Source organism: Pseudomonas sp. GW821-FHT09C08, assembly GCF_059418125.1.
The window spans coordinates 1,228,617-1,246,933 of record NZ_JBWKPG010000001.1 but is presented as its reverse complement, the minus strand read 5'-3'; the positions used below and the strand labels follow the sequence as shown (position 1 = coordinate 1,246,933).

The window sequence follows — 18,317 nt, the reverse complement described above, 5'->3', positions numbered from 1 at the left end:
TCTTGTTGTTGTGGATCGTCCGGCTCGACGCCGGGCAAAACTGAGACTAGCATTGCAAAACCTCAGTAACGCCCAAAAAAGACCTCAAAAACACCTCAGGCGAAACCCATGCTCGAACGCGCAAAACATTTCTCCATCAAGCAACTCGCTACCCAGGCCGGGGTGAGCAAAGCCACGGTCGACCGCGTGCTGCACCAGCGCGGCAGCGTGCACGCGCAGACCCGGCGGCGGATCGAGCAGGCGCTGGAGGAATTGGAGGCCCAGGAGAAAAACGGACTGGCGGTGGGGCGCACGTTTCATGTCGACGTGATCATGCACACCCCGCAACGCTTCAGCGCGGCGGTGCAGGCAGCAATCACCGCGCAGTTGGCGAGCCTGGCGCCGTTTCGGATTGCCCCGCGTTTTCACCTGTTCGAAGAAATCGAGCCGCAGGCCATGCACGACCAACTGCTGCGGTGCCTCGACACCGGCAGCCAGGGCGTGGTGCTCAAGGCGGCCGATGAGCCGGCGGTGAACCAGGCGGTCAAGCAACTGATCGCGGCAGGGATTCCGGTGGTAACCCTGGTCACGGACCTGCCGCAAAGCGAGCGCATCGGCTACGTCGGCATGGACAACCGCACCGCCGGCCAGACTGCCGCCTACCTGATGTCGCGCTGGTTGCCGACGCAGCCCCAGGACGTCGCGGTGGTGATCGGCAGCGAGCTGTTTCGCGGCGAAGAAGAACGCGAGATGGGCTTTCGTGCCTGGCTGCGCGGGCGTGCCCCGCACTTGCGCGTGCTCGATATCAGCGGTGGCTACGGCGTGTATGCACGCACGTTCGAGCGGGTCACCGAGGCGCTGCAACAGCATCCCGACCTCAAGGCGGTGTACAGCGTCGGCGGCGGCAACCGCGCGATTGTCGATGCCTTCGCCGCGCTTGAACGCCCGCTGGAGGTGTTTATCGGCCACGACCTCGACCAGGAAAATCGCCAGTTGCTGCTCGACGAAAAAATCGCCGCGATCATCGATCACAACCTGCAGATCGATGCCCGCCACGTGTTCCTGCACATCCTGCACTACCACCGGTTATGGAAGGCCGGCCCGATTGCGCCGTCACAGGTACAGATCGTCACGCCGTTCAACCTGCCGGACTGAATCTCCCTCAATAACAACATCAGGAGTTCGACCATGCTACGTATCGCCGTTCTGGGTGCCGGGCGCATCGCCAAGATCCACGCCGCCAACGTCGCCGCCCACCCCAATGCCACGCTGGTGCTGGTGGCTGATCCCTGGCGCGAAGGCGTCGATGCGCTCAGCGCGCAACTGGGCTGCGAGGCGGCCTACGATTGCGCCGCCGCGCTGACGCGCAAGGACATCGACGCCGTGGTGATCGGCACGCCCACCGACACCCATGTCGATTTGCTGCTGGCGGCGGTCGCCGAAGGCAAGGCGGTGCTCTGCGAGAAGCCCATCGACCTCGATATCGCCAAGGCCCGCAGCGCCGCCCAAGCGGTGGAGCGCCAGGGCGGCAAGGTGATGCTCGGCTTCAACCGGCGCTTCGACCCTGACATGCTGCGCCTGCGCCAGGCCCTCGACGCCGGTCAGATCGGCGCAGTGCGCCAGGTCATCATCACCAGCCGCGACCCCGGCCTCGCGCCCCGCGATTACCTCGAACACTCGGGCGGCATCCTGCGCGACATGACCATCCACGATTTCGACACCGCCCGCCACTTGCTCGGCGAAGAGCCGGTGCAAGTCAGCGCCATCGCCAGCCGCCTGGTGGACCCGAGCCTGGAAGCGATCGACGACTACGACAGCGTGATGGTCCTGCTGCGCACCGCCTCGGGCAAGCAATGCCATATCAACTGCTGCCGCCAGGCGGTGTACGGGTACGACCAGCGGGTCGAAGTTTCCGGCGCCAACGGCGTGTTGCTCACCGATAACCATCGTCCCAGCACCGTGCGCCACTGGAGCGCCGAACACACCGAGGCGCTGGAACCGCTGCAGCACTTCTTCCTGGAGCGCTACGCCGATGCTTATCGCAATGAGCTGACGCAGTTCATCGAGGCGCTGAACCACGGCCACGCACTGCCCACCAGCATGCGTGACGGCTTGTACGCCCTGCACCTGGCCGATTGCGCATTGGCTTCGGTGCAGACCGGGGGCAGCGTGGCCGTTAACTACGACCTGTAGGCGCTGGCTTGCCGGCGCTGACGCGTCAACACCGGGCCGATTGCAGCGTCACTAAGGCGCCTGCATCGTCCGGCGGTCCACCAACCGGATGCTATCGCGCCCGCCACGCTTGGATTCATATAACGTGGTGTCGCCTTGCTCGATCAATGCGGTGAGGCTCGCCGGCGGTTGGTCGAACAGGTTGGCGCCGATGCTCAGGGTCACCGGCTGCGGGGTAGGCACGGTCTGCGCGGCCAGTTGATAAAACTGGTCGCGCAGGCTGCTGCCCAGTTCGATGATCTGCTCGCTCGACGCCGGGGTGAGCAGGATCACAAATTCGTCACCGCCCAGGCGTGCGGCCAATGCGCCACGGGGCACCACACTGCGGATCATCTCGCTCAGGGAGATCAGCAGGCGGTCGCCGGCCGTGTGGCCGTAAAGGTCGTTGACCCCTTTGAAGTTATCGATGTCGATCAGCAGCAGCGCACCCGGTTGCGCAGGTGATACCTGGGCCAGCAGGCGTGGCGCGCGCAAGTCGAGGGCGCGGCGGTTGTACAGGGCGGTCAGCGGGTCGCGGGCGGCGAGGCGGGCGATCTGTTGTTCGCGCCGGTAGCGTTCCGAGCCGGTCATCGACAGTGCGATCAGCATGATCGCCATGGCGCCTTCCACCAGCGACACCTGGATAATTTCGCCCTTGAACGCGGCAAGGTCGATCAACGTGCCGGGGATCAGCACCGACAGCGCCTTGGCCAGATAGAACAGGCCATGGATCAGCAGCACGTACCGCAGCTGCACCGCGCCGATGCTCAGCGATTTACCGTGCGGACGCAGCAGGAAGCTCGCGCGCAGCGTCGGCAGCGCCACCAGCAGCGATTGCACGCCGAGCATGGCCTTGGACCAGGGCAGGTCAGCCGGCAGCATCAGCATCCCGAGCCAGACCACCAGCAGCAACCACCACAGGCGCGAGAGGCGCACCTGGGTGAACCGCGCCACGCCGAGTAAAAACAACAGGTGCGCAGCCACCAGCAGGCCATTGGCGAACCAGATGCCGATCATCAGGAAACCGCTGCTGCGCAGCAGGGCCAGGGTTGAACCGAGGGTAATGGTGGCGAAACCGGCGCTCCAGAACAGCAGCGAAGGTTCGCGTACGCTGCGCCATTCAACGGCCAGGTACAGGGCGGCAGCGGTTGCCAGGGCAACGGTGAGTGCCAAAATCGTGGGAGGGTCGAGCGTCATTTCGTGCCGGGTCTGCCTGGGTGTGCGTTTAAACCGGGATTGTAAGCGCACACGCAGGTTTTTCAGAACACTTAGGGTGATGGCACACAGCCATCCGATGACCGGCGGTCTAGACGCCTTTGGTTGACGGCAACAGGATGGTCAGGATGCCCACCAGCGGCAGGAACGAGCACAGCTTGTAGACATACTCGATGCCATGGTTATCGGCGAGCAGGCCGAGCAAGGCCGCGCCGATCCCGCTGAAGCCGAACATCAGGCCGAAGAACACCCCGGCGATCATGCCGACGTTGCCTGGCACCAGTTCCTGGGCGAACACCACGATGGCCGAAAAGGCCGAGGCCAGGATAAAGCCGATCACCACGCTGAGCACGGCGGTCCAGAACAGATCGACGTAGGGCAGGGCGAGAGTGAAGGGCGCGGCGCCGAGGATCGAGAACCAGATGACTTTCTTGCGGCCGATCTTGTCGCCAATCGGGCCGCCAAAAAACGTGCCCGCCGCCACTGCACCGAGGAACAGGAACAGGTACAGCTGCGAATTGGCCACCGACAGGTTGAATTTCTCGATCAGGTAGAAGGTGAAATAGCTCGTCAGGCTGGACATGTAGAAGTACTTGGAAAACACCAGCACCGCCAGTACCACCAGGGCAAACGTCACCCGGCGTTTCGACAGGCCGTGGGTGGCTTTGCTGCCTTGCTTGAGCTTGAACAGGTTGAGGTGGTTGCGGTACCAGCGGCTCAAGCCATAGAGCACCAGGATCGCGAACACCGCAAACAGGCCGAACCAGGCGATATGGCCCTGGCCGTAGGGAATGATGATCGCCGCCGCGAGCAACGGGCCGAGGGCACTGCCGGTATTGCCGCCGACCTGGAAGGTCGATTGCGCCAGGCCGTAGCGCCCACCGGAAGCCAGGCGCGCGACGCGCGAGGTTTCCGGGTGGAAGGTCGACGAGCCGACGCCCACCAGGCCTGCCGCCAGCAGAATCGCCGGGAAGCTGCCGACAAACGCCAGCATCAGGATGCCGATCAGCGTGCACACCATGCCAGCCGGCAGCAACCACGGCTTGGGATGACGGTCGGTGTGGTAGCCGATCCACGGTTGCAGCAGCGAGGCGGTCAGCTGGAATGTCAGGGTGATCAGGCCGACCTGGGTGAAGCTCAGCCCGTAATTGGCCTTGAGCATCGGGTAGATCGAGGGCAGCACGGCCTGGATCAGGTCGTTGATCAGATGCGCCAGGGCGCAGGCGCCGAGGATACGCATGACTAACGGGCTTACTTGAGGCGGACTCGAGGTGGCAGCAGGTGATGCGGTCAAGGTCGACATGCAGGCATTCCATACAAGGCAGCGATCAGGGACAGCCCGTACTTGAGCAGGCTGTCCATTTCAAATTGTTTCGATGGTTATGCTAGAGTCGCCGAAAATGCCTGTCTCGCGTAATTCGGGAGGCAACCATCGCAAAAAGGGCGAAATGATTAAATCACTCGATGTTTTTCTGCAGGAGATCGATGCGGGCGACTGGGCCGTGATCAGCTCGGCCACCGACTACCCGGAGAACTGGGTGATCCCCGACCATCGCCACGAAAAGCACCAGCTGTTGTACGCCACCGAAGGCGTGATGGTGGTGCATTCGGCGCATAACCAGTGGACGGTGCCGCCCAATCGCGGTTTCTGGATGCCCAGCGGGCAGGTGCATTCACTGCGTTGCGTGGGTGCGCTGAAAATGCGCAGCGTGTTTGTGCGCCCCGACAGTTTTCCCAACCTGCCGACCGAGACCAAGGCAGTCAGCATTTCGCCGCTGCTGAGCGAACTGATCAAGGCCTCGGTCAGCCTCAAGCCGCCGTACGCCGAGGATTCGCGGGATGCGCGGATCATGCACCTGATCCTCGACGAACTGGCGCTGCTGCCAGCGTTGCCGCTGTCGTTGCCGCAGCCCGCCGACGCGCGCATCAATCAGATCTGCGAGGCGTGGCAGGAGGATCCGGGTGATGCCTCCACCGTGGCCGACTGGAGCGAGCGCCTGGCCCTGGACCAGAAAACCATCCAGCGCCTGTTCCGCAAGGAAACCGGCATGACTTTCGGCCAGTGGCGCCAGCAGGCACGGCTGCTGCTGGCGCTGGAGCGTATTGCGGTGGGAGAGAAGATCATCGACGTGGCCCTGGAACTGGGTTACGACAGCCCGAGCGCCTTTACCAGCATGTTCAAGAAACAGTTCGGCAAGACGCCGAGTCATTTTTTCAGGTAGCGCGGCGCGCTTCGACAGACCTCAAGGCCGGGTGGGAGGCCAGGCCGGCAAGCACGGCGGCAATCACCAGCAACGCGGCGCTCAGTTCGAACGTCGCCGGGTAGCCGCTGCGATCGAATGTCACGCCACCGACCGTAGCCCCAGCCGCAATTGCCAACTGGATGATCGCGACCATCAACCCGCCGCCAGCCTCGGCATCTTCGGGCAGCGTGCGCGCCAGCCAGGTCCACCAGCCCACCGGCGCGGCGGTGGCCACCAGGCCCCAACCGCCCAGCAAGACCGTGGTGATGATCGGTGAACGGCCGAGGGCGACGAGCAGCACGGCGATTCCTGCCATCAATAGCGGGATGGCAATCAGCGGCACGAACAGGTTGTTCTTGAGCACACGTTCGATCAGCAACGTACCGGCCAGCCCGGCCAGGCCGAGGACCAGCAGCATCAGCGACAGCGTGGACACACTGACCTGGGTGACGCTTTCCAGAAATGGCCGCAGGTAGGTGAACAGCATGAACTGGCCCATGAAAAACACACTGACGGCGAGCATGCCCAAGGCCACGGGTGTGTGTTTCATCAGCCGCAACACATTGCCGGTTTTCGCCGTGCCGTCGGCCTTGATCGTCGGCAGGCTCACGAGCAGCCACACTGCCGCGACCGCGGCCACCGGCACGACGCAGAAAAACGCGCCCCGCCAGCCGATCAGTCCGCCAAGAAAGCTGCCCAGCGGCGCCGCAATCACCATGGCCAACGCATTGCCGCCATTCACCAGCGCCAGCGCGCGCGGGACCTGGGCCGTGGGCACCAGGCGCATGGCGGTGGCGGCCGACAGGGACCAGAAGCCGCCGATGGCCACGCCGATCAGCGCGCGACCGAGCATGAACGTCAGGTAGTTCGGCGCGAGGGCGACCACGCTGCCGGAGAGAATCATCAGCAGCGTCAATGCCAGCAGCAGGCGCTTGCGCTCGACCCGCGCCGCCACGCTGGCGATCACCAGGCTGGTGAGCAAGGCAAACAGCCCGGACACCGAGATCCCTTGGCCGGCCTGGCCCTCTGTAATGTGCAGGTCGGCCGCCAACGGGGTCAGCAGGCTGACCGGCAGGAACTCGGACGCGACCAGGGCGAAGGCGGCCAGCGCCATGGCGAACACCGCGCCCCAGTGAGTTTTAGAGGTATTGGCCATTACTTCAGGTTGCCTTTGAAAAATTCCGTGAGCGTGGCGAAAGGGATCAGGTCGACCCGGTCGTAGAGGTCGACATGGCCTGCGTTGGGGATGATCACCAGTTTCTTGGGCTCGGCGGCGCGCTGGTAGGCGTCCTCGCTGAACTCGCGGGAGTGCGCTTCGGCGCCGGTGATCAACAGCAGCGGGCGAGGGGAGAGCGTCTCGATGTCGTTGAGCGGGTAGAAATTCATGAACTTCACATTGCTGGTCAGCGTCGGTCGCGTGGTAGTGCGCGCCGAAGCCCCGGCCGGGGTGAATTCGCCGCGCGGGGTGCGGTAGAAGTCGTAGAACTCATCACCCACAGGATCACCGGTCAGGGTGTGTGGGGTGCCGCCGGTGTACACGGTCTCGCCACCCTGGAACTCCACGTAGCGCTGGTTGGCAGCCTGCAGCAGCACCTGGCGACGTTGCGCGAGGGTCACGCCGTGCTTGAGGCCGTTACGGTTGGCCGCGCCCATGTCGTACAGGCTGACCGTGGCGATGGCCTTGAGGCGTGGGTCGATCTTCGCCGCACTGATGGCGAAACTGCCGCTGCCGCAGATACCGATCACGCCTATGCGCTCGCGGTCGACGTTGGGCCGGGTGCCGAGAAAGTCCACGGCAGCGCTGAAGTCTTCGCTGTAGAGGTCGGGCAGTACCGCGTTGCGCGGTTGGCCCGCGCTGGCACCCCAGTACGACAGGTCCAGTGACAGGCTGACGAAACCCTGCTCGGCCATCTTGGTGGCGTAGAGGTTGGCGCTCTGTTCCTTGACCGCGCCCATCGGGTGGCCGACGACAATCGCGGCAAGCTTGGCGTCGGGGGCGAGATGTCTGGGCACGAACAGGTTGCCTGCGACGGCCATGCCATATTGGTTGTTGAAGGTGACTTTTTCGACGGTCACCTTGTCGCTCGTATAGAAGTTGTCAGCACCGTTGGACATATCGGCTCCCAGCGCAGAAAGAGAAGTCACCAGCAAACCCAGGGCGAGCAAGAGGCTGTTCATGAGCGGTTCCTTGAGAAAAATGAGTCTGCGCATTTTCCCGGCACTGCCACGCGAGCTGTAGTGCGTTCCAGTGGATTGCTTGCCTGATCCTCTGAGTTTCGCCGTTTGCCAGGGACACCTGCGGGCGGCCGCGGTACAGTTCGATCAACAGAAAAAAGGGCCCTTCATGAGCATTCATTCAACGCCCCTGGACGTGCTGATCCAGGCCATTGGCGCGCGCGTCCGGGTACCCGGGGACAGCCCCATGCCGATCCCGGGCCTGGGCTTTTATCGCCGTGAGGAGCCGGCGACCCCGGTGGTGTGCATGGTCGAGCCGAGCATCGTGCTGGTGGCCCAGGGCGAGAAGCGACTGTGGGTGGGCGGCGAGGGTTACCCTTATGACACCTCGCGCTTCCTGGTGACCTCGCTGGACATTCCCGCCAACTCGGAAGTGCTCACCGCCAGCCCGGAAAAACCCTGCCTGGGCCTGACCTTCAAGCTTGACCTGCGCATCCTCGCCGAGCTGATCGCCCAGAGTGAGGCGCCGCCCAGGCGCGAGCGGGCGGTGCTCAAAGGCGTGGGAATCGGCACGGTCACCACCGGCATGCTGGCGTCGTTCGCGCGCCTGGTGGAATTGCTTGATGAGCCTGAGGCGATACCGGTGCTGGCCCCCTTGGTCCAGCGCGAGATTCACTACCGGCTGCTGCAAAGTGATCAGGCTGGTCGCCTGCGGCAGATCTGTTCGGTGGACGGCCAGGGTTACCGGATTGCCCGGGCAATCGACTGGCTGAAACTCAATTACCACGGCCCTTTGCGCGTGGATGAATTGGCCGCGCGCGTGCAAATGAGTGCCGCGACCTTTCACCATCACTTTCGCCAGCTGACGGCGATGAGTCCACTGCAGTATCAGAAATGGCTGCGCCTGAACGAGGCGCGGCGCTTGATGTTGAACGAGCATCAGGACGTGTCCAGTGCTGCGTTCAAGGTTGGCTACGAAAGCCCGTCGCAGTTCAGTCGCGAATACAGCCGACTGTTTGGAGTACCACCCAAACGCGACATGGCCGCGTTGCGTGGCAAGGCGGCGGTCACTGATCTGCGGGGGTCAGATTAGCGTAGAAAATGCAGCCGATCAGGCGTGCAAACAGGCTGAGGGTTTCCGGCAGGTTGGGGTCATCAAACAGCATCGACCGCGAATCCAGTGCGCACAGCGCGCCAAACAGGCGGCCGTCGGGCAGGAAGATCGGCGCACCGGCGTAGCTCTCGATCGCGTATTGCTTGACCACCGGGCGCGATGCAAAGCGGCCGTTGTCGCTGATCTGCGGAATGAACAGGGCCTGGGGGTCGATGCAGAACTCGCTGCACAGGGTGGTTTCGAGGTCGAGGACGTCGTCGACGTGGATGCCCATGTCGACCGTGTCATGCACGGAGCAGACGATCCATTCCAGGTCGGTGAATTTGGCGATGCCGGCAAAGCGCATGCCGGTCAGGCGGGTGACCAATTGCAGGATGCTGGTGGTGGCTTCTATTTCGGCGATGGCAGCGCGTTCATCGGCGCTGAGTAGCGATTGTGCAGCGGTGACGCTTGAAACCATGCTTGACACTCCAATGGCGCGACGGCCGGGGCCGCCACGCCGGGTAAGGGCTTAATTAATCCGTGGATGCTGCTGCACCAGGTTCTGGCGCTTGGCTTCCAGGGCGGCAATCTCGGCATCGATGTCTTCGATTTTCTGCTCGATATTGTCGTGGTGCTCCTGCAGGAGTTCCTTGGCTTCTTCCATGTCCGAGGCGGCAGGGGCTGCGCCGCGCAGAGGCTTGTTGGCGGTTTCCTTCATGGTCAGGCCAGTGATCAGGCCGATCACGGCAAACACCATCAGGTAATAGGCGGGCATGAACAGGTCATTGGTGCTTTCCACCAGCCAGGCCACGGCGGTTGGCGTCACGCCGGCGATCAATACCGACACGTTGAACGCACTGGCCAGGGCGCTGTAGCGCAGGTGGGTGGGGAACATCGCGGGCAGCGTCGAAGCCATCACGCCGATAAAGAAGTTCAGCACGACCGCGAGGATCAGCAGGCCAGCGAAGATCAGCCCGGTCTTGCCGCTGGTGATCAGCATGAACGCCGGGATGGCCAGGAACAGCAGGCCGATGCTGCCGGCGATGATGAAAGGCTTGCGGCCGATCTTGTCACTGACAAAGCCAATGAACGGCTGCACGAACAGCATGCCGACCATGATCGCGATGATGATCAGCACGCCGCTGTTTTCGGCGTAGTGCAGGTTGTGCGAGAGGTAGCTGGGCATGTACGTGAGCAGCATGTAGTACGTCACGTTGGTGGCCGCGACGATACCGATGCAGGTCAGCAGGCTGCGCCAGTGCTTGGTGGCGATTTCCTTGAACGACACTTTCGGGCCGTGGGTCAGGCCTTCGCGGTCGCCTTGTTCAAGCTTGTCGACATGTTGTTGGAACGCCGGGGTCTCTTCCAGCGCATGGCGCAGGTACAGGCCGATGATGCCCAGGGGCAGGGCCAGGAAGAACGGCAGGCGCCAGCCCCAGGCTTCGAAGTCCGCTTCGCCGAGCACGCTGGAGATCAGCACCACTACACCCGCACCCAGCACGAAGCCGGCAATCGAGCCAAAATCCAGCCAGCTGCCGAGGAAGCCGCGCTTGCGGTCTGGCGCATATTCGGCAACGAAAATCGACGCGCCGGTGTACTCGCCGCCCACCGAGAATCCCTGGGCCATCTTGCACAGCAGCAACAGGATCGGTGCCCAGATGCCGATGGAGGCGTAGCCTGGAATCAAGCCGATGGCGAAGGTACTCAGCGACATGATCACGATGGTCGCGGCGAGGACTTTCTGTCGCCCGTATTTATCCCCCAGCGCGCCGAAGAACAGGCCGCCCAGCGGACGAATCAGGAAAGGCACGGAGAAGGTCGCGAGGGCGGCGATCATTTGGACACTGGGCGAGGCGTCCGGGAAGAACACTTTACCCAACACATAGGCGACGAACCCGTAGACACCGAAGTCGAACCATTCCATGGCGTTACCCAGGGCGGCGGCGGTGATCGCCTTGCGCATCTTGGTGTCGTCGACGATGGTGATGTCTTTCAATCCGATGGGTTTGACGCTTTTCTTACGTAATTTCATGCGGGCCACTCTAAAGCAGAACAGGGGAGGTGCCATCGTTGCGATGGCACCGCTCTGTCACTTCAGATACAAGGGGACACGAAATAATTCACCACTATTTGTGTTTTTTTGCTTGGCGGGGAAACTGATTTTAAACCGATTGGGTTTTATGGGGGGATTGGTTTGGGGTGAGCTGGCTTTCTTCGTGGCGAGCTGGCTTCTTTTGTAGTGAGCTGGCTGTCTTTGTAGTGAACTAGCTTTCTTTATAGTGAGCTGGATTTTTTTGTAGTGAACTGGATTTTTTTGTGGCGAGCGGGCTTGCCCCGCGTTGGGCTGCGCAGCAGCCCCAAAACCAGTCGCCACGGTATACCTGATGTTTAAAGGGGGTACTTATGGGGGCTGCTGCGCAGCCCAACGCGGGGCAAGCCCGCTCACCACAAAAAGCGTGCTCACCATAAGCTTGCACACCATAAGCCTGCTCAGCATAAGTCAGCTCACCACAGTTCGGTGCGCCGCAAAAAGACACACTACTATATACAAACAGAAACGAGAGCTAGCCGATGACCGCCCCACGCCTTACCTACCGCCAGCCCCAGCCCACGGATGTGGCGCGATTGTTCGCGATCTTCGGTGACCCGCAAACCAACCTCTTCAATCCGGCCGGCCCGATGCAAGACCTGGCAGCGGCCCAGCGCCTGCTCGATCACTGGCTGCAGCAATGGGCGGCGCATGGCTATGGCTGGTGGGCGATTGCTCGGCGCGAAGCGCCGGCGCACATCATCGGGTTCGGCGGTATTGCGCCGCTGAACTACCTCACGCAACCGCGCATCAACCTGGGTTATCGCTTTGCCGTGGAGGCCTGGGGGCAGGGCTATGCCACTGAAGTCGCGCGTGATGCCTTGAGGCTGGCGTTTGACACCCTGGGGCTGCCCGCCGTGTTCGGTTTGGTGCGGCCGGACCATGCCGCTTCGATTCGCGTGCTGGAGAAAGTCGGCATGCAGCCATTCGGTGAACTCGATGACGTACCCGGCCAAGCCCCGAGCGTGGTCATGTGCGTGCGTCATCCTACAACTTGTCGCGCCTGACAGTTTTGACACCGGCGTGACACCCCACAAAAACCGCAATCTTTCAGATTGACAGCCGTCAGGCAGCCCGCTATAAAAGCCACAGTTGTACGACGACATATGACGTTACATATGTCCTGACTAACAAAAATAAAAAGTGATGCCATGAACTTGAATGAGCCCATCAACGCCCACCGCGTTGGCCAGGCGGTAGGCAACTATCGCTGGACCATCTGTGCGATGTTGTTTTTCGCGACCACCGTCAACTACCTCGACCGCCAGGTGCTCAGCCTGCTGGCGCCGCAGTTGTCGACGCAATTTGGCTGGAGCAATACCGACTACGCCAACATTGCCGCTGTGTTCCAGTTCGTCTACGCGATTTCGATGCTGTTCGCCGGGCGCTTCGTCGACAAGATCGGCACCAAGGCCGCGTATGTCGTGGCGATTGGCATCTGGTCCACCGGCGCAATCATGCACGCGTTCGCGGTGCCGATGGGCGAGGGCATCGCGGCGGTCAGCGGGGCGATCGGGCTGGCGGTGATTCCGGTGTCGATTGCCGGCTTCATGCTCTCCCGCGCGGTACTGGCGATTGGCGAGGCGGGTAACTTCCCGATCGCGATCAAGGCCACTGCCGAGTACTTCCCGAAGAAAGAACGCTCGCTGGCCACCGGTATCTTCAACTCCGGCGCCAACGTAGGCGCGATCCTGGCCCCCATCTGCGTGCCATTGATTGCCGGCCTGTGGGGCTGGGAAGCCGCCTTCATGGTGATCGGCATGTTGGGCTTCGTGTGGGTGGCGGTGTGGTCGGCGCTGTACGAAAAACCCGACCAGCAAAAACGCCTGTCCGCCGAAGAGCTGGCGTATATCCGCAGCGACCAGACCGTCCAGCCGTTCACGGCGGCGCCGGCCGGCACGCCGGAGAAAAAAGTCTCGTGGTTCAAATTGCTCAGCTACCGCCAGACCTGGGCCTTCGCCTTCGGCAAGTTCATGACTGACGGCGTGTGGTGGTTCTTCCTGTTCTGGCTGCCAACCTACCTGTCCGCGCAATACGGCATGAAAGGCGCCGACATCGTCATGCCCCTGGCGGTGCTGTACAGCATGACCATGGTCGGCAGCATCGGCGGCGGCTGGTTCCCCAGCTACTTCATGGCGCGCGGCGACGCACCGTACGACGGTCGCATGAAAGCCATGCTGGTGATCGCGCTGTTCCCGCTGGTGGTATTGCTGGCGCAGCCGCTGGGCTATATCAGCTTCTGGGTGCCGGTGTTGCTGATCGGGGTGGGGGCGTCGGCGCATCAGGCGTGGTCGTGCAATATCTTCACCACCGTGTCCGACATGTTCCCGCAGAAAACCGTGGCCTCGGTGGTCGGCATCGGCGGCATGGCCGGCGGTATCGGCGGGGTGGTGATGACCAAGATCGGCGGCTGGGTATTTGATTACTACAAGTCGATCAATGATATCCATACCGGCTACATGATCATGTTCGCGATCTGTGCGCTGGCCTACCTGGTAGCGTGGAGCGTGATGAAAGCGCTGGTGCCGCGCCACAAGGAAATCACTGATTTGTAACGCCTGGCCTCCCGCGCCGAGTACAGCGCGGGAGGTATTTTTCTACAGGGCGCGTACCCACGTCTCACTGACCAGGGTCTTGCCGAAACTGACGGTGGGCTCCTCCTCGGTCAGTTCGAAGCCCGCCTTCTGATATAGCTTGCGCGCGTCGGTGAGGATGTTCACCGTCCACAGCAGCATGCTTGTATAGCCGGCCTGCCGGGCAAAACGCAGGCATTCATCCACCAGCCGCTGGCCAATGCCCATGCCTCGGGCGCTGGCGTCGACATACAGCATGCGCAACTTGGCGGTGGTGGCGTCATGGCGCACCACAAACACCGAACCCACCACCTCGCCGTCCTTTTCCGCAATCCAGCAGCGCTCGCACGTTGGGTCAAACTCGCGCAGGTACTTGGCGACAATCTCCGCCACCAGCGCCTCGAACTCCCAGTTCCAGCCATATTCACGCGCGTATAAGGCCGATTGCTGTTGCACCACCAGGCCCATGTCGCCAGGTTGCGGGTCGCGCAGCAGGTAGGTCGGCGCAGTGCCTTGCAGCAGGGCCTGGATGCGTTGCATCGCGCCGGTGAGTTGGCGTTGCTGGGCGTCGGGCAGGGCATCGAGCAGGGCGATGACTTCGTTCTGCGTCTGCTGCTCCAGCGGGGCCAGTACGGCGCGGCCCAGATCACTGAGGTGCAACAGCACCGCACGTGCGTCGGTGGGCGAGCGGACTTTCTGGATCAGGCGGTTTTTTTCCAGGCCGCTGGTCAGCCGGCTCAGGTAACCCGCGTCGAGGCTGAGCATCTGGCACAGGTCGGCGCTGGTCAGGTCGCCTCGCGATGACAACTCGTACATCACACGGATTTCGGTCAGGGAGAAATCGCTCTGCAGCAGGTGTTCCTGCAGCACGCCGATCTGGTGGGTATAGAAGCGGTTGAAGCCGCGCACGATGCCGGCGCGTTCGACAAGCTGGGGTGTAGACATGGCGGATGCTCGAATGGTTGCCCGAGGCAATTATATTGTTGCTTCAGGCAACCAAGTCAAACATTTTACTCAGCGGTTACGTGTCACCCGCCAAACGGTGTTGGCCAGGTCGTCGGCGATGATCAACGCACCTCTGGGGTCCACCGTCACGCCCACCGGGCGCCCGCGGGTCTTGCCGTCGTCGCCGCGAAAACCGGTGGCGAAGTCGATCGGCTCGCCGGAAGGCTTGCCATTACTGAACGGCACGAAGATCACTTTGTAGCCCACAGGGTTGTCGCGGTTCCAACTGCCGTGTTCGCCGACAAACACACCGTCGGCGAATTTCTCGCCCAGCGCCGGGATGGAGAAGTCCACGCCGAGTGCCGCCACGTGGGAGCCCAGGCTGTAGTCCGGCTTGATCGCGGCGGCAACTTTGGCCGGGTTCTGTGGTTGGGCGCGCGGGTCGACGTTCTGGCCCCAGTAGCTGTAGGGCCAGCCGTAGAAGGCCCCTTCGCGTACCGAGGTCAGGTAGTCGGGCACCAGGTCCGGGCCCAGCTCGTCGCGTTCGTTGACCACCGTCCACAGTTGCCCGGAATCAGGCTGGATGGCCAACGCCGTCGGGTTGCGCAAGCCGGTGGCGTAGGGCTTGTGGGCGCCGGTTTGCGCGTCGATCTGCCAGACCATGGCGCGGTCGATTTCGACTTCCATGCCGCGTTCGGTGATGTTGCTGTTCGAGCCGATGCCCACGTAGAGCTGGCGGCCATCGGCGCTCACGGCCAGGGATTTGGTCCAGTGGTGGTTGATCTGCGCCGGCAGGTCGGTGACCTTGGTCGGCGGCCCGCTGGCTTTGGTCTGGCCGTCGACGTAATCGAAGCGCACCAGCGCGTCCTGGTTGGCCACGTAGAGCTTGCCGTCGGCAAACGCCAGGCCGTAGGGCGCGTTGAGGTTGTCGGCGAACACGGTCTTCAGTTCGTAGGTGCCATCACCGTCGGCATCCCGCAGCAGCGTCAGGCGGTTGCCGCCCTTGACCTTGGTGTTGCCCTGGGCCTTGATCACGCTGGCGATCACGTCCTTGGGCTTGAGCTTGGCCGCGCTGCCGCCACGGCCTTCGGCGATAAGGATGTCGCCGTTGGGCAGCACCAGGGTCTGGCGCGGGATGGCCAGGTCGGTGGCAATGGCGGTGACGCTGTAGCCCTCGGGGACCTGGGGTTTCTGTTCGCCCCATGGCGTTGGTTCGGCGATCTTCATGCTCGGCAGCAGGCTGCTTTGCTGCTCCGGCAACTTCGGGTCGGGGCCGCGGGCCTGGGTCTTGTCACCTTCGCCACCGCAGGCGCTCAGCAGCAGCGCTGCACTCAATACGGTCAGGGTGCTGGACGTTTTCATTGGGCATCTCCCGAGCGCAGGTTGGTCAGGCCGGTCCACGTCGCCGCCACCGCCAGCAGCGTGACGATCGCCGACAGCACCAGGCCCGTGGGCATCATGGCGTAGGCGTCCTTGGCATGCTGGAAGGCGTTGACCAGCCCCACTACCCAGGCCGCGAGCAACAGCAGGAAGTACACGGTCGGGCGCCCAGCCTTGGGCCGGGCGCGCAGCAGATTGACCAGTGCGAACAGCAGTGCAAAACCGCTGAACACCAACGCGCCGGCGATCAGCCAGGAAGCGAAGTTGGCCCATTGAATCTGGTAGGTCTGCCCGTAGGCAATATCACTGAGCAAGGCCCCTAGAAACAGCGGCACACTGCCGGCGAGCAACGTCGCATGCAGCGGCCCTGGGGTATAGCGGTAGGTGGGGAGGGTGGTCATGGGGGTGGCGGCTCCTTATCGTTCTGCGCCCATGGGCTCAGGGGCGCGATGACTTCGCATAGGAAAGGAACGTGCCGTTTGTAAGAAAGTTCAGTGGGGTTTCGTGTCGAGATGTTTTTCGAACCAGGCGGCATAGGGCGTGTTGGCAACCTGGCACCGATTGAAATCAGGACTGCCATCGGTCCACCATACGGGGCCGCGCTCGCCGAGAGCGACCTTGGCGCGCTGCACCTGTTGGCGTGCGGCCTTGAGTTGTTGGGGATCGCCGCTGGCCTTGGCCGTCTTGACCGCGCGGCGGGCGTCCATCAAGTCATTGACCCAGCGTTGTCGCGTGGCGTCATCCAGCGCCGGGTCCGTGCAGCGCCAGAGTTGGCCCTTGACCACAAAGTAGCGCCCATCCGGCGTGCTAATCATGGTGCCAGCGCAGCACCCGCAGTACGCCCCACATCATTGAAATCACAATAGCCATCCAACCGGCAAACAGGCTGAAGAGTGTCATTGCAAGGTTCATAACCACCTCCATTGCGTTGTCGTCTCGCTGTCGTCCTTATAGGTGACCGCCCTGTAAACGCAGGAATTCAACTTAATTGATCGAGCGTGCATCGCTGTGCTTCGACACGCGGGGCAAAAATGTGGCAGCGTTGGCATCCTTGATTCAGACAATGGAGCTGTGCCCATGCCTACCCTGCACCTGCTGTGCGGCAAGATCGCCGCCGGTAAGTCGACACTGGCCAAGACCTTGGCGGCCGAGCACGCGGCCATCCTGCTCAGCGAAGATGCCTGGCTCGCCCGCTTATACCCGGGTGAAGTGCTGTCGATCGCCGACTACCTGCGCTGCGCCCAACGGATTCAAGCGGTGTTGGGGCCGCTGGTGGTTGATCTGCTGGGAGCAGGCGTCAATGTGGTACTGGATTTTCCTGCCAACACCCTGGCCAATCGCGCAGCGCTGCTGGGGTTGGCGCAGGCCGCCGGGGCGCCGCACTGCCTGCATTACCTGGAACTCGATGACGCCATCTGCCGCGCGCGGCTGCACGCACGCAATGCACGTGGCGAGCATGACTTCGCCGCCACCGATGCCGAGTTTGAGCTGATCACCCGCCATTTCTGTGTGCCGAGTGCGGAGGAAGGACTGGTGATTGAGGTGCATCGTCCGTGAGTACCGTGCATTCCACCGGCCTTGATGCCGAGGGCTTTATCCTGACGGTAGGCCGGGTGCCTGTGCAGCCGGCGTTCCAGGCGTTGCTCGCGGATGTGTGCAGCTCGTTGTCGCTGCCGGCGTTGGGGCTGGACGGCATTTACCTGTATGGCAGCGTCGCGCGCGGCGAGGCCACGCCGGGTGTCAGCGACCTGGACCTGACGCTGGTGCTGCGCGAGCCGCCGACTGCGCAGAGTGTGCAGCAACTGGAGGTGCTGCGCCTTGCGCTGGAGCGGCGGCATCCCGAGGTCACCAAGATAGATTTCGATATCGGCAGCCGTGCGCAGGTGTTGTCGGCTGAACACCGCAACAGTTGGGGCTTCTGGCTCAAGCATCACTGCCGCTGCCTGTGGGGTGACGACTTGTCGCTGCAGTTCGAGCGGTTTCGGCCCTGCCGTGAGATTGCGTCAGCGGTGAATGCGGACTTCGCCGAGGTGTTGGGTGCCTACCTCACCCGCATCGCACAGGCCGGCACCGAGCAGGAGCGCCTTCGTTTGCAGCGCGAGGCGTCGCGCAAGTTGATCAGGGCGACGCATGTCTTGAGTGCCGAGTCGGCAGTGACATGGCCGCAGACGCTGGAAGAATATGTGGCGCTGTTCGTCCAGTGGTACCCGGCCAGGGTCACTCATGTGGCGTTCTTTCTGTTTGAAGCCAGGAACCCGAGTGCGGCGGGCGACCCGTTCTGTACCCGGCTGCAGGCGTTCCTGGACTGGATGGTGACTCATCCTCCGGTGGGAGCCGTCGAGCTTTAGCGAGGCCGCGAAGGCGGTATGTCAGGCACAGAAGGGTTGTCAGTGCCGCCGCCTTCGCAGCCT

Annotated in this window: 18 protein-coding genes; 8 read left to right on the top strand and 10 right to left on the bottom strand. The window is 62.8% G+C overall.

Translation table 11 applies throughout. The features are described from left to right. Positions 1 to 108 precede the first annotated feature (108 nt). Positions 109 to 1,134 (top strand): LacI family DNA-binding transcriptional regulator, encoded by a 1,026-nt coding sequence (locus AC07OJ_RS05255; RefSeq protein ID WP_495094134.1) that lies wholly within the window; start codon positions 109 to 111, stop codon positions 1,132 to 1,134. A 33-nt stretch (positions 1,135 to 1,167) separates the two neighbouring features. Continuing rightward, complete coding sequence (iolG, locus tag AC07OJ_RS05250; protein WP_495094133.1) at positions 1,168 to 2,172, top strand: inositol 2-dehydrogenase; 1,005 nt, start codon at positions 1,168 to 1,170, stop codon at positions 2,170 to 2,172. Between the two features lie 51 nt (positions 2,173 to 2,223). Here the strand turns inward: iolG and AC07OJ_RS05245 are convergent, their stop codons facing one another. Further along, on the bottom strand, positions 2,224 to 3,387 hold the full coding sequence (locus tag AC07OJ_RS05245) for a GGDEF domain-containing protein (protein WP_495094132.1): 1,164 nt from the start codon (positions 3,385 to 3,387) through the stop codon (positions 2,224 to 2,226). Between the two features lie 109 nt (positions 3,388 to 3,496). Next, positions 3,497 to 4,708, bottom strand: coding sequence for an MFS transporter (locus tag AC07OJ_RS05240; protein WP_065908015.1), 1,212 nt, complete (start codon positions 4,706 to 4,708; stop codon positions 3,497 to 3,499). 97 nt (positions 4,709 to 4,805) lie between these two features. Here AC07OJ_RS05240 and AC07OJ_RS05235 point away from each other — a divergent pair, with 97 nt between their 5' ends. Further along, complete coding sequence (locus AC07OJ_RS05235) at positions 4,806 to 5,627, top strand: AraC family transcriptional regulator (RefSeq protein ID WP_495094131.1); 822 nt, start codon at positions 4,806 to 4,808, stop codon at positions 5,625 to 5,627. On the opposite strand, the gene AC07OJ_RS05230 is transcribed toward AC07OJ_RS05235, so the two are convergent. Together AC07OJ_RS05230 and AC07OJ_RS05225 are read right to left on the bottom strand one after the other, a co-directional pair. Further along, a complete protein-coding gene (locus AC07OJ_RS05230) occupies positions 5,620 to 6,804 on the bottom strand; it encodes an MFS transporter (RefSeq protein ID WP_495094130.1) in 1,185 nt (394 codons plus the stop codon). The genes AC07OJ_RS05235 and AC07OJ_RS05230 overlap by 8 nt on opposite strands. Next, positions 6,804 to 7,826 (bottom strand): alpha/beta hydrolase, encoded by a 1,023-nt coding sequence (locus tag AC07OJ_RS05225; RefSeq protein ID WP_495094129.1) that lies wholly within the window; start codon positions 7,824 to 7,826, stop codon positions 6,804 to 6,806. Before AC07OJ_RS05225 ends, AC07OJ_RS05230 begins: the two co-directional genes overlap by 1 nt. A gap of 166 nt (positions 7,827 to 7,992) precedes the next feature. Between AC07OJ_RS05225 and AC07OJ_RS05220 the strand changes: the two genes are divergently transcribed. Further along, positions 7,993 to 8,916: an AraC family transcriptional regulator gene (locus tag AC07OJ_RS05220; protein ID WP_495094128.1), complete on the top strand. Its 924-nt coding sequence runs from the start codon at positions 7,993 to 7,995 to the stop codon at positions 8,914 to 8,916. Here the strand turns inward: AC07OJ_RS05220 and AC07OJ_RS05215 are convergent. Together AC07OJ_RS05215 and proP are read right to left on the bottom strand one after the other, a co-directional pair. Next, positions 8,891 to 9,397, bottom strand: coding sequence for a GAF domain-containing protein (locus AC07OJ_RS05215; protein ID WP_065908023.1), 507 nt, complete (start codon positions 9,395 to 9,397; stop codon positions 8,891 to 8,893). The genes AC07OJ_RS05220 and AC07OJ_RS05215 overlap by 26 nt on opposite strands. Before the next feature lie 51 nt (positions 9,398 to 9,448). Further along, a complete protein-coding gene (gene proP / locus AC07OJ_RS05210) occupies positions 9,449 to 10,951 on the bottom strand; it encodes a glycine betaine/L-proline transporter ProP (protein WP_065908025.1) in 1,503 nt (500 codons plus the stop codon). Positions 10,952 to 11,490: 539 nt separating this feature from the next. Between proP and AC07OJ_RS05205 the strand changes: the two genes are divergently transcribed. Both AC07OJ_RS05205 and AC07OJ_RS05200 read left to right on the top strand, forming a co-directional pair. Further along, positions 11,491 to 12,015, top strand: coding sequence for a GNAT family N-acetyltransferase (locus AC07OJ_RS05205; protein ID WP_065908027.1), 525 nt, complete (start codon positions 11,491 to 11,493; stop codon positions 12,013 to 12,015). 144 nt (positions 12,016 to 12,159) lie between these two features. Beyond that, a complete protein-coding gene (locus AC07OJ_RS05200; RefSeq protein WP_495094127.1) occupies positions 12,160 to 13,563 on the top strand; it encodes an MFS transporter in 1,404 nt (467 codons plus the stop codon). A 42-nt stretch (positions 13,564 to 13,605) separates the two neighbouring features. Here AC07OJ_RS05200 and AC07OJ_RS05195 read toward each other — a convergent pair whose 3' ends face one another. The 4 genes from AC07OJ_RS05195 to AC07OJ_RS05180 all read right to left on the bottom strand — a co-directional run bounded on the left by AC07OJ_RS05195 (position 13,606) and on the right by AC07OJ_RS05180 (position 16,721). Then, a complete protein-coding gene (locus AC07OJ_RS05195) occupies positions 13,606 to 14,526 on the bottom strand; it encodes a bifunctional helix-turn-helix transcriptional regulator/GNAT family N-acetyltransferase (protein ID WP_106803667.1) in 921 nt (306 codons plus the stop codon). A 69-nt stretch (positions 14,527 to 14,595) separates the two neighbouring features. Beyond that, on the bottom strand, positions 14,596 to 15,888 hold the full coding sequence (locus tag AC07OJ_RS05190) for a PQQ-dependent sugar dehydrogenase (protein ID WP_495094126.1): 1,293 nt from the start codon (positions 15,886 to 15,888) through the stop codon (positions 14,596 to 14,598). Further along, positions 15,885 to 16,307, bottom strand: a complete 423-nt coding sequence (locus AC07OJ_RS05185) for a DUF2231 domain-containing protein (protein ID WP_065908035.1) — start codon at positions 16,305 to 16,307, stop codon at positions 15,885 to 15,887. Before AC07OJ_RS05185 ends, AC07OJ_RS05190 begins: the two co-directional genes overlap by 4 nt. Positions 16,308 to 16,397: 90 nt before the next feature. Further along, complete coding sequence (locus AC07OJ_RS05180; RefSeq protein WP_201144843.1) at positions 16,398 to 16,721, bottom strand: hypothetical protein; 324 nt, start codon at positions 16,719 to 16,721, stop codon at positions 16,398 to 16,400. Between the two features lie 262 nt (positions 16,722 to 16,983). Here AC07OJ_RS05180 and AC07OJ_RS05175 point away from each other — a divergent pair, with 262 nt between their 5' ends. Beyond that, positions 16,984 to 17,463 carry a P-loop nucleotide/nucleoside kinase family protein gene (locus AC07OJ_RS05175; RefSeq protein WP_495094125.1) on the top strand — a complete coding sequence of 160 codons (480 nt, stop codon included), beginning with the start codon at positions 16,984 to 16,986 and terminating at the stop codon, positions 17,461 to 17,463. Continuing rightward, positions 17,460 to 18,254: a nucleotidyltransferase domain-containing protein gene (locus tag AC07OJ_RS05170; RefSeq protein WP_495094124.1), complete on the top strand. Its 795-nt coding sequence runs from the start codon at positions 17,460 to 17,462 to the stop codon at positions 18,252 to 18,254. Before AC07OJ_RS05175 ends, AC07OJ_RS05170 begins: the two co-directional genes overlap by 4 nt. Positions 18,255 to 18,317: the final 63 nt, after the last annotated feature.

Coding starts and splice junctions, on each gene's coding strand:
- AC07OJ_RS05255 (WP_495094134.1), top strand. CDS start 109: ATGCTCGAACGCGCAAAACATTTCTCCATCAAGCAACTCGCTACCCAG.
- iolG (WP_495094133.1), top strand. CDS start 1,168: ATGCTACGTATCGCCGTTCTGGGTGCCGGGCGCATCGCCAAGATCCAC.
- AC07OJ_RS05205 (WP_065908027.1), top strand. CDS start 11,491: ATGACCGCCCCACGCCTTACCTACCGCCAGCCCCAGCCCACGGATGTG.
- proP (WP_065908025.1), bottom strand. CDS start 10,951: ATGAAATTACGTAAGAAAAGCGTCAAACCCATCGGATTGAAAGACATC.
- AC07OJ_RS05215 (WP_065908023.1), bottom strand. CDS start 9,397: ATGGTTTCAAGCGTCACCGCTGCACAATCGCTACTCAGCGCCGATGAA.
- AC07OJ_RS05235 (WP_495094131.1), top strand. CDS start 4,806: ATGCCTGTCTCGCGTAATTCGGGAGGCAACCATCGCAAAAAGGGCGAA.
- AC07OJ_RS05225 (WP_495094129.1), bottom strand. CDS start 7,826: ATGAACAGCCTCTTGCTCGCCCTGGGTTTGCTGGTGACTTCTCTTTCT.
- AC07OJ_RS05220 (WP_495094128.1), top strand. CDS start 7,993: ATGAGCATTCATTCAACGCCCCTGGACGTGCTGATCCAGGCCATTGGC.
- AC07OJ_RS05175 (WP_495094125.1), top strand. CDS start 16,984: ATGCCTACCCTGCACCTGCTGTGCGGCAAGATCGCCGCCGGTAAGTCG.
- AC07OJ_RS05200 (WP_495094127.1), top strand. CDS start 12,160: ATGAACTTGAATGAGCCCATCAACGCCCACCGCGTTGGCCAGGCGGTA.
- AC07OJ_RS05180 (WP_201144843.1), bottom strand. CDS start 16,721: ATGATTAGCACGCCGGATGGGCGCTACTTTGTGGTCAAGGGCCAACTC.
- AC07OJ_RS05185 (WP_065908035.1), bottom strand. CDS start 16,307: ATGACCACCCTCCCCACCTACCGCTATACCCCAGGGCCGCTGCATGCG.
- AC07OJ_RS05195 (WP_106803667.1), bottom strand. CDS start 14,526: ATGTCTACACCCCAGCTTGTCGAACGCGCCGGCATCGTGCGCGGCTTC.
- AC07OJ_RS05190 (WP_495094126.1), bottom strand. CDS start 15,888: ATGAAAACGTCCAGCACCCTGACCGTATTGAGTGCAGCGCTGCTGCTG.
- AC07OJ_RS05245 (WP_495094132.1), bottom strand. CDS start 3,387: ATGACGCTCGACCCTCCCACGATTTTGGCACTCACCGTTGCCCTGGCA.
- AC07OJ_RS05240 (WP_065908015.1), bottom strand. CDS start 4,708: ATGTCGACCTTGACCGCATCACCTGCTGCCACCTCGAGTCCGCCTCAA.
- AC07OJ_RS05230 (WP_495094130.1), bottom strand. CDS start 6,804: ATGGCCAATACCTCTAAAACTCACTGGGGCGCGGTGTTCGCCATGGCG.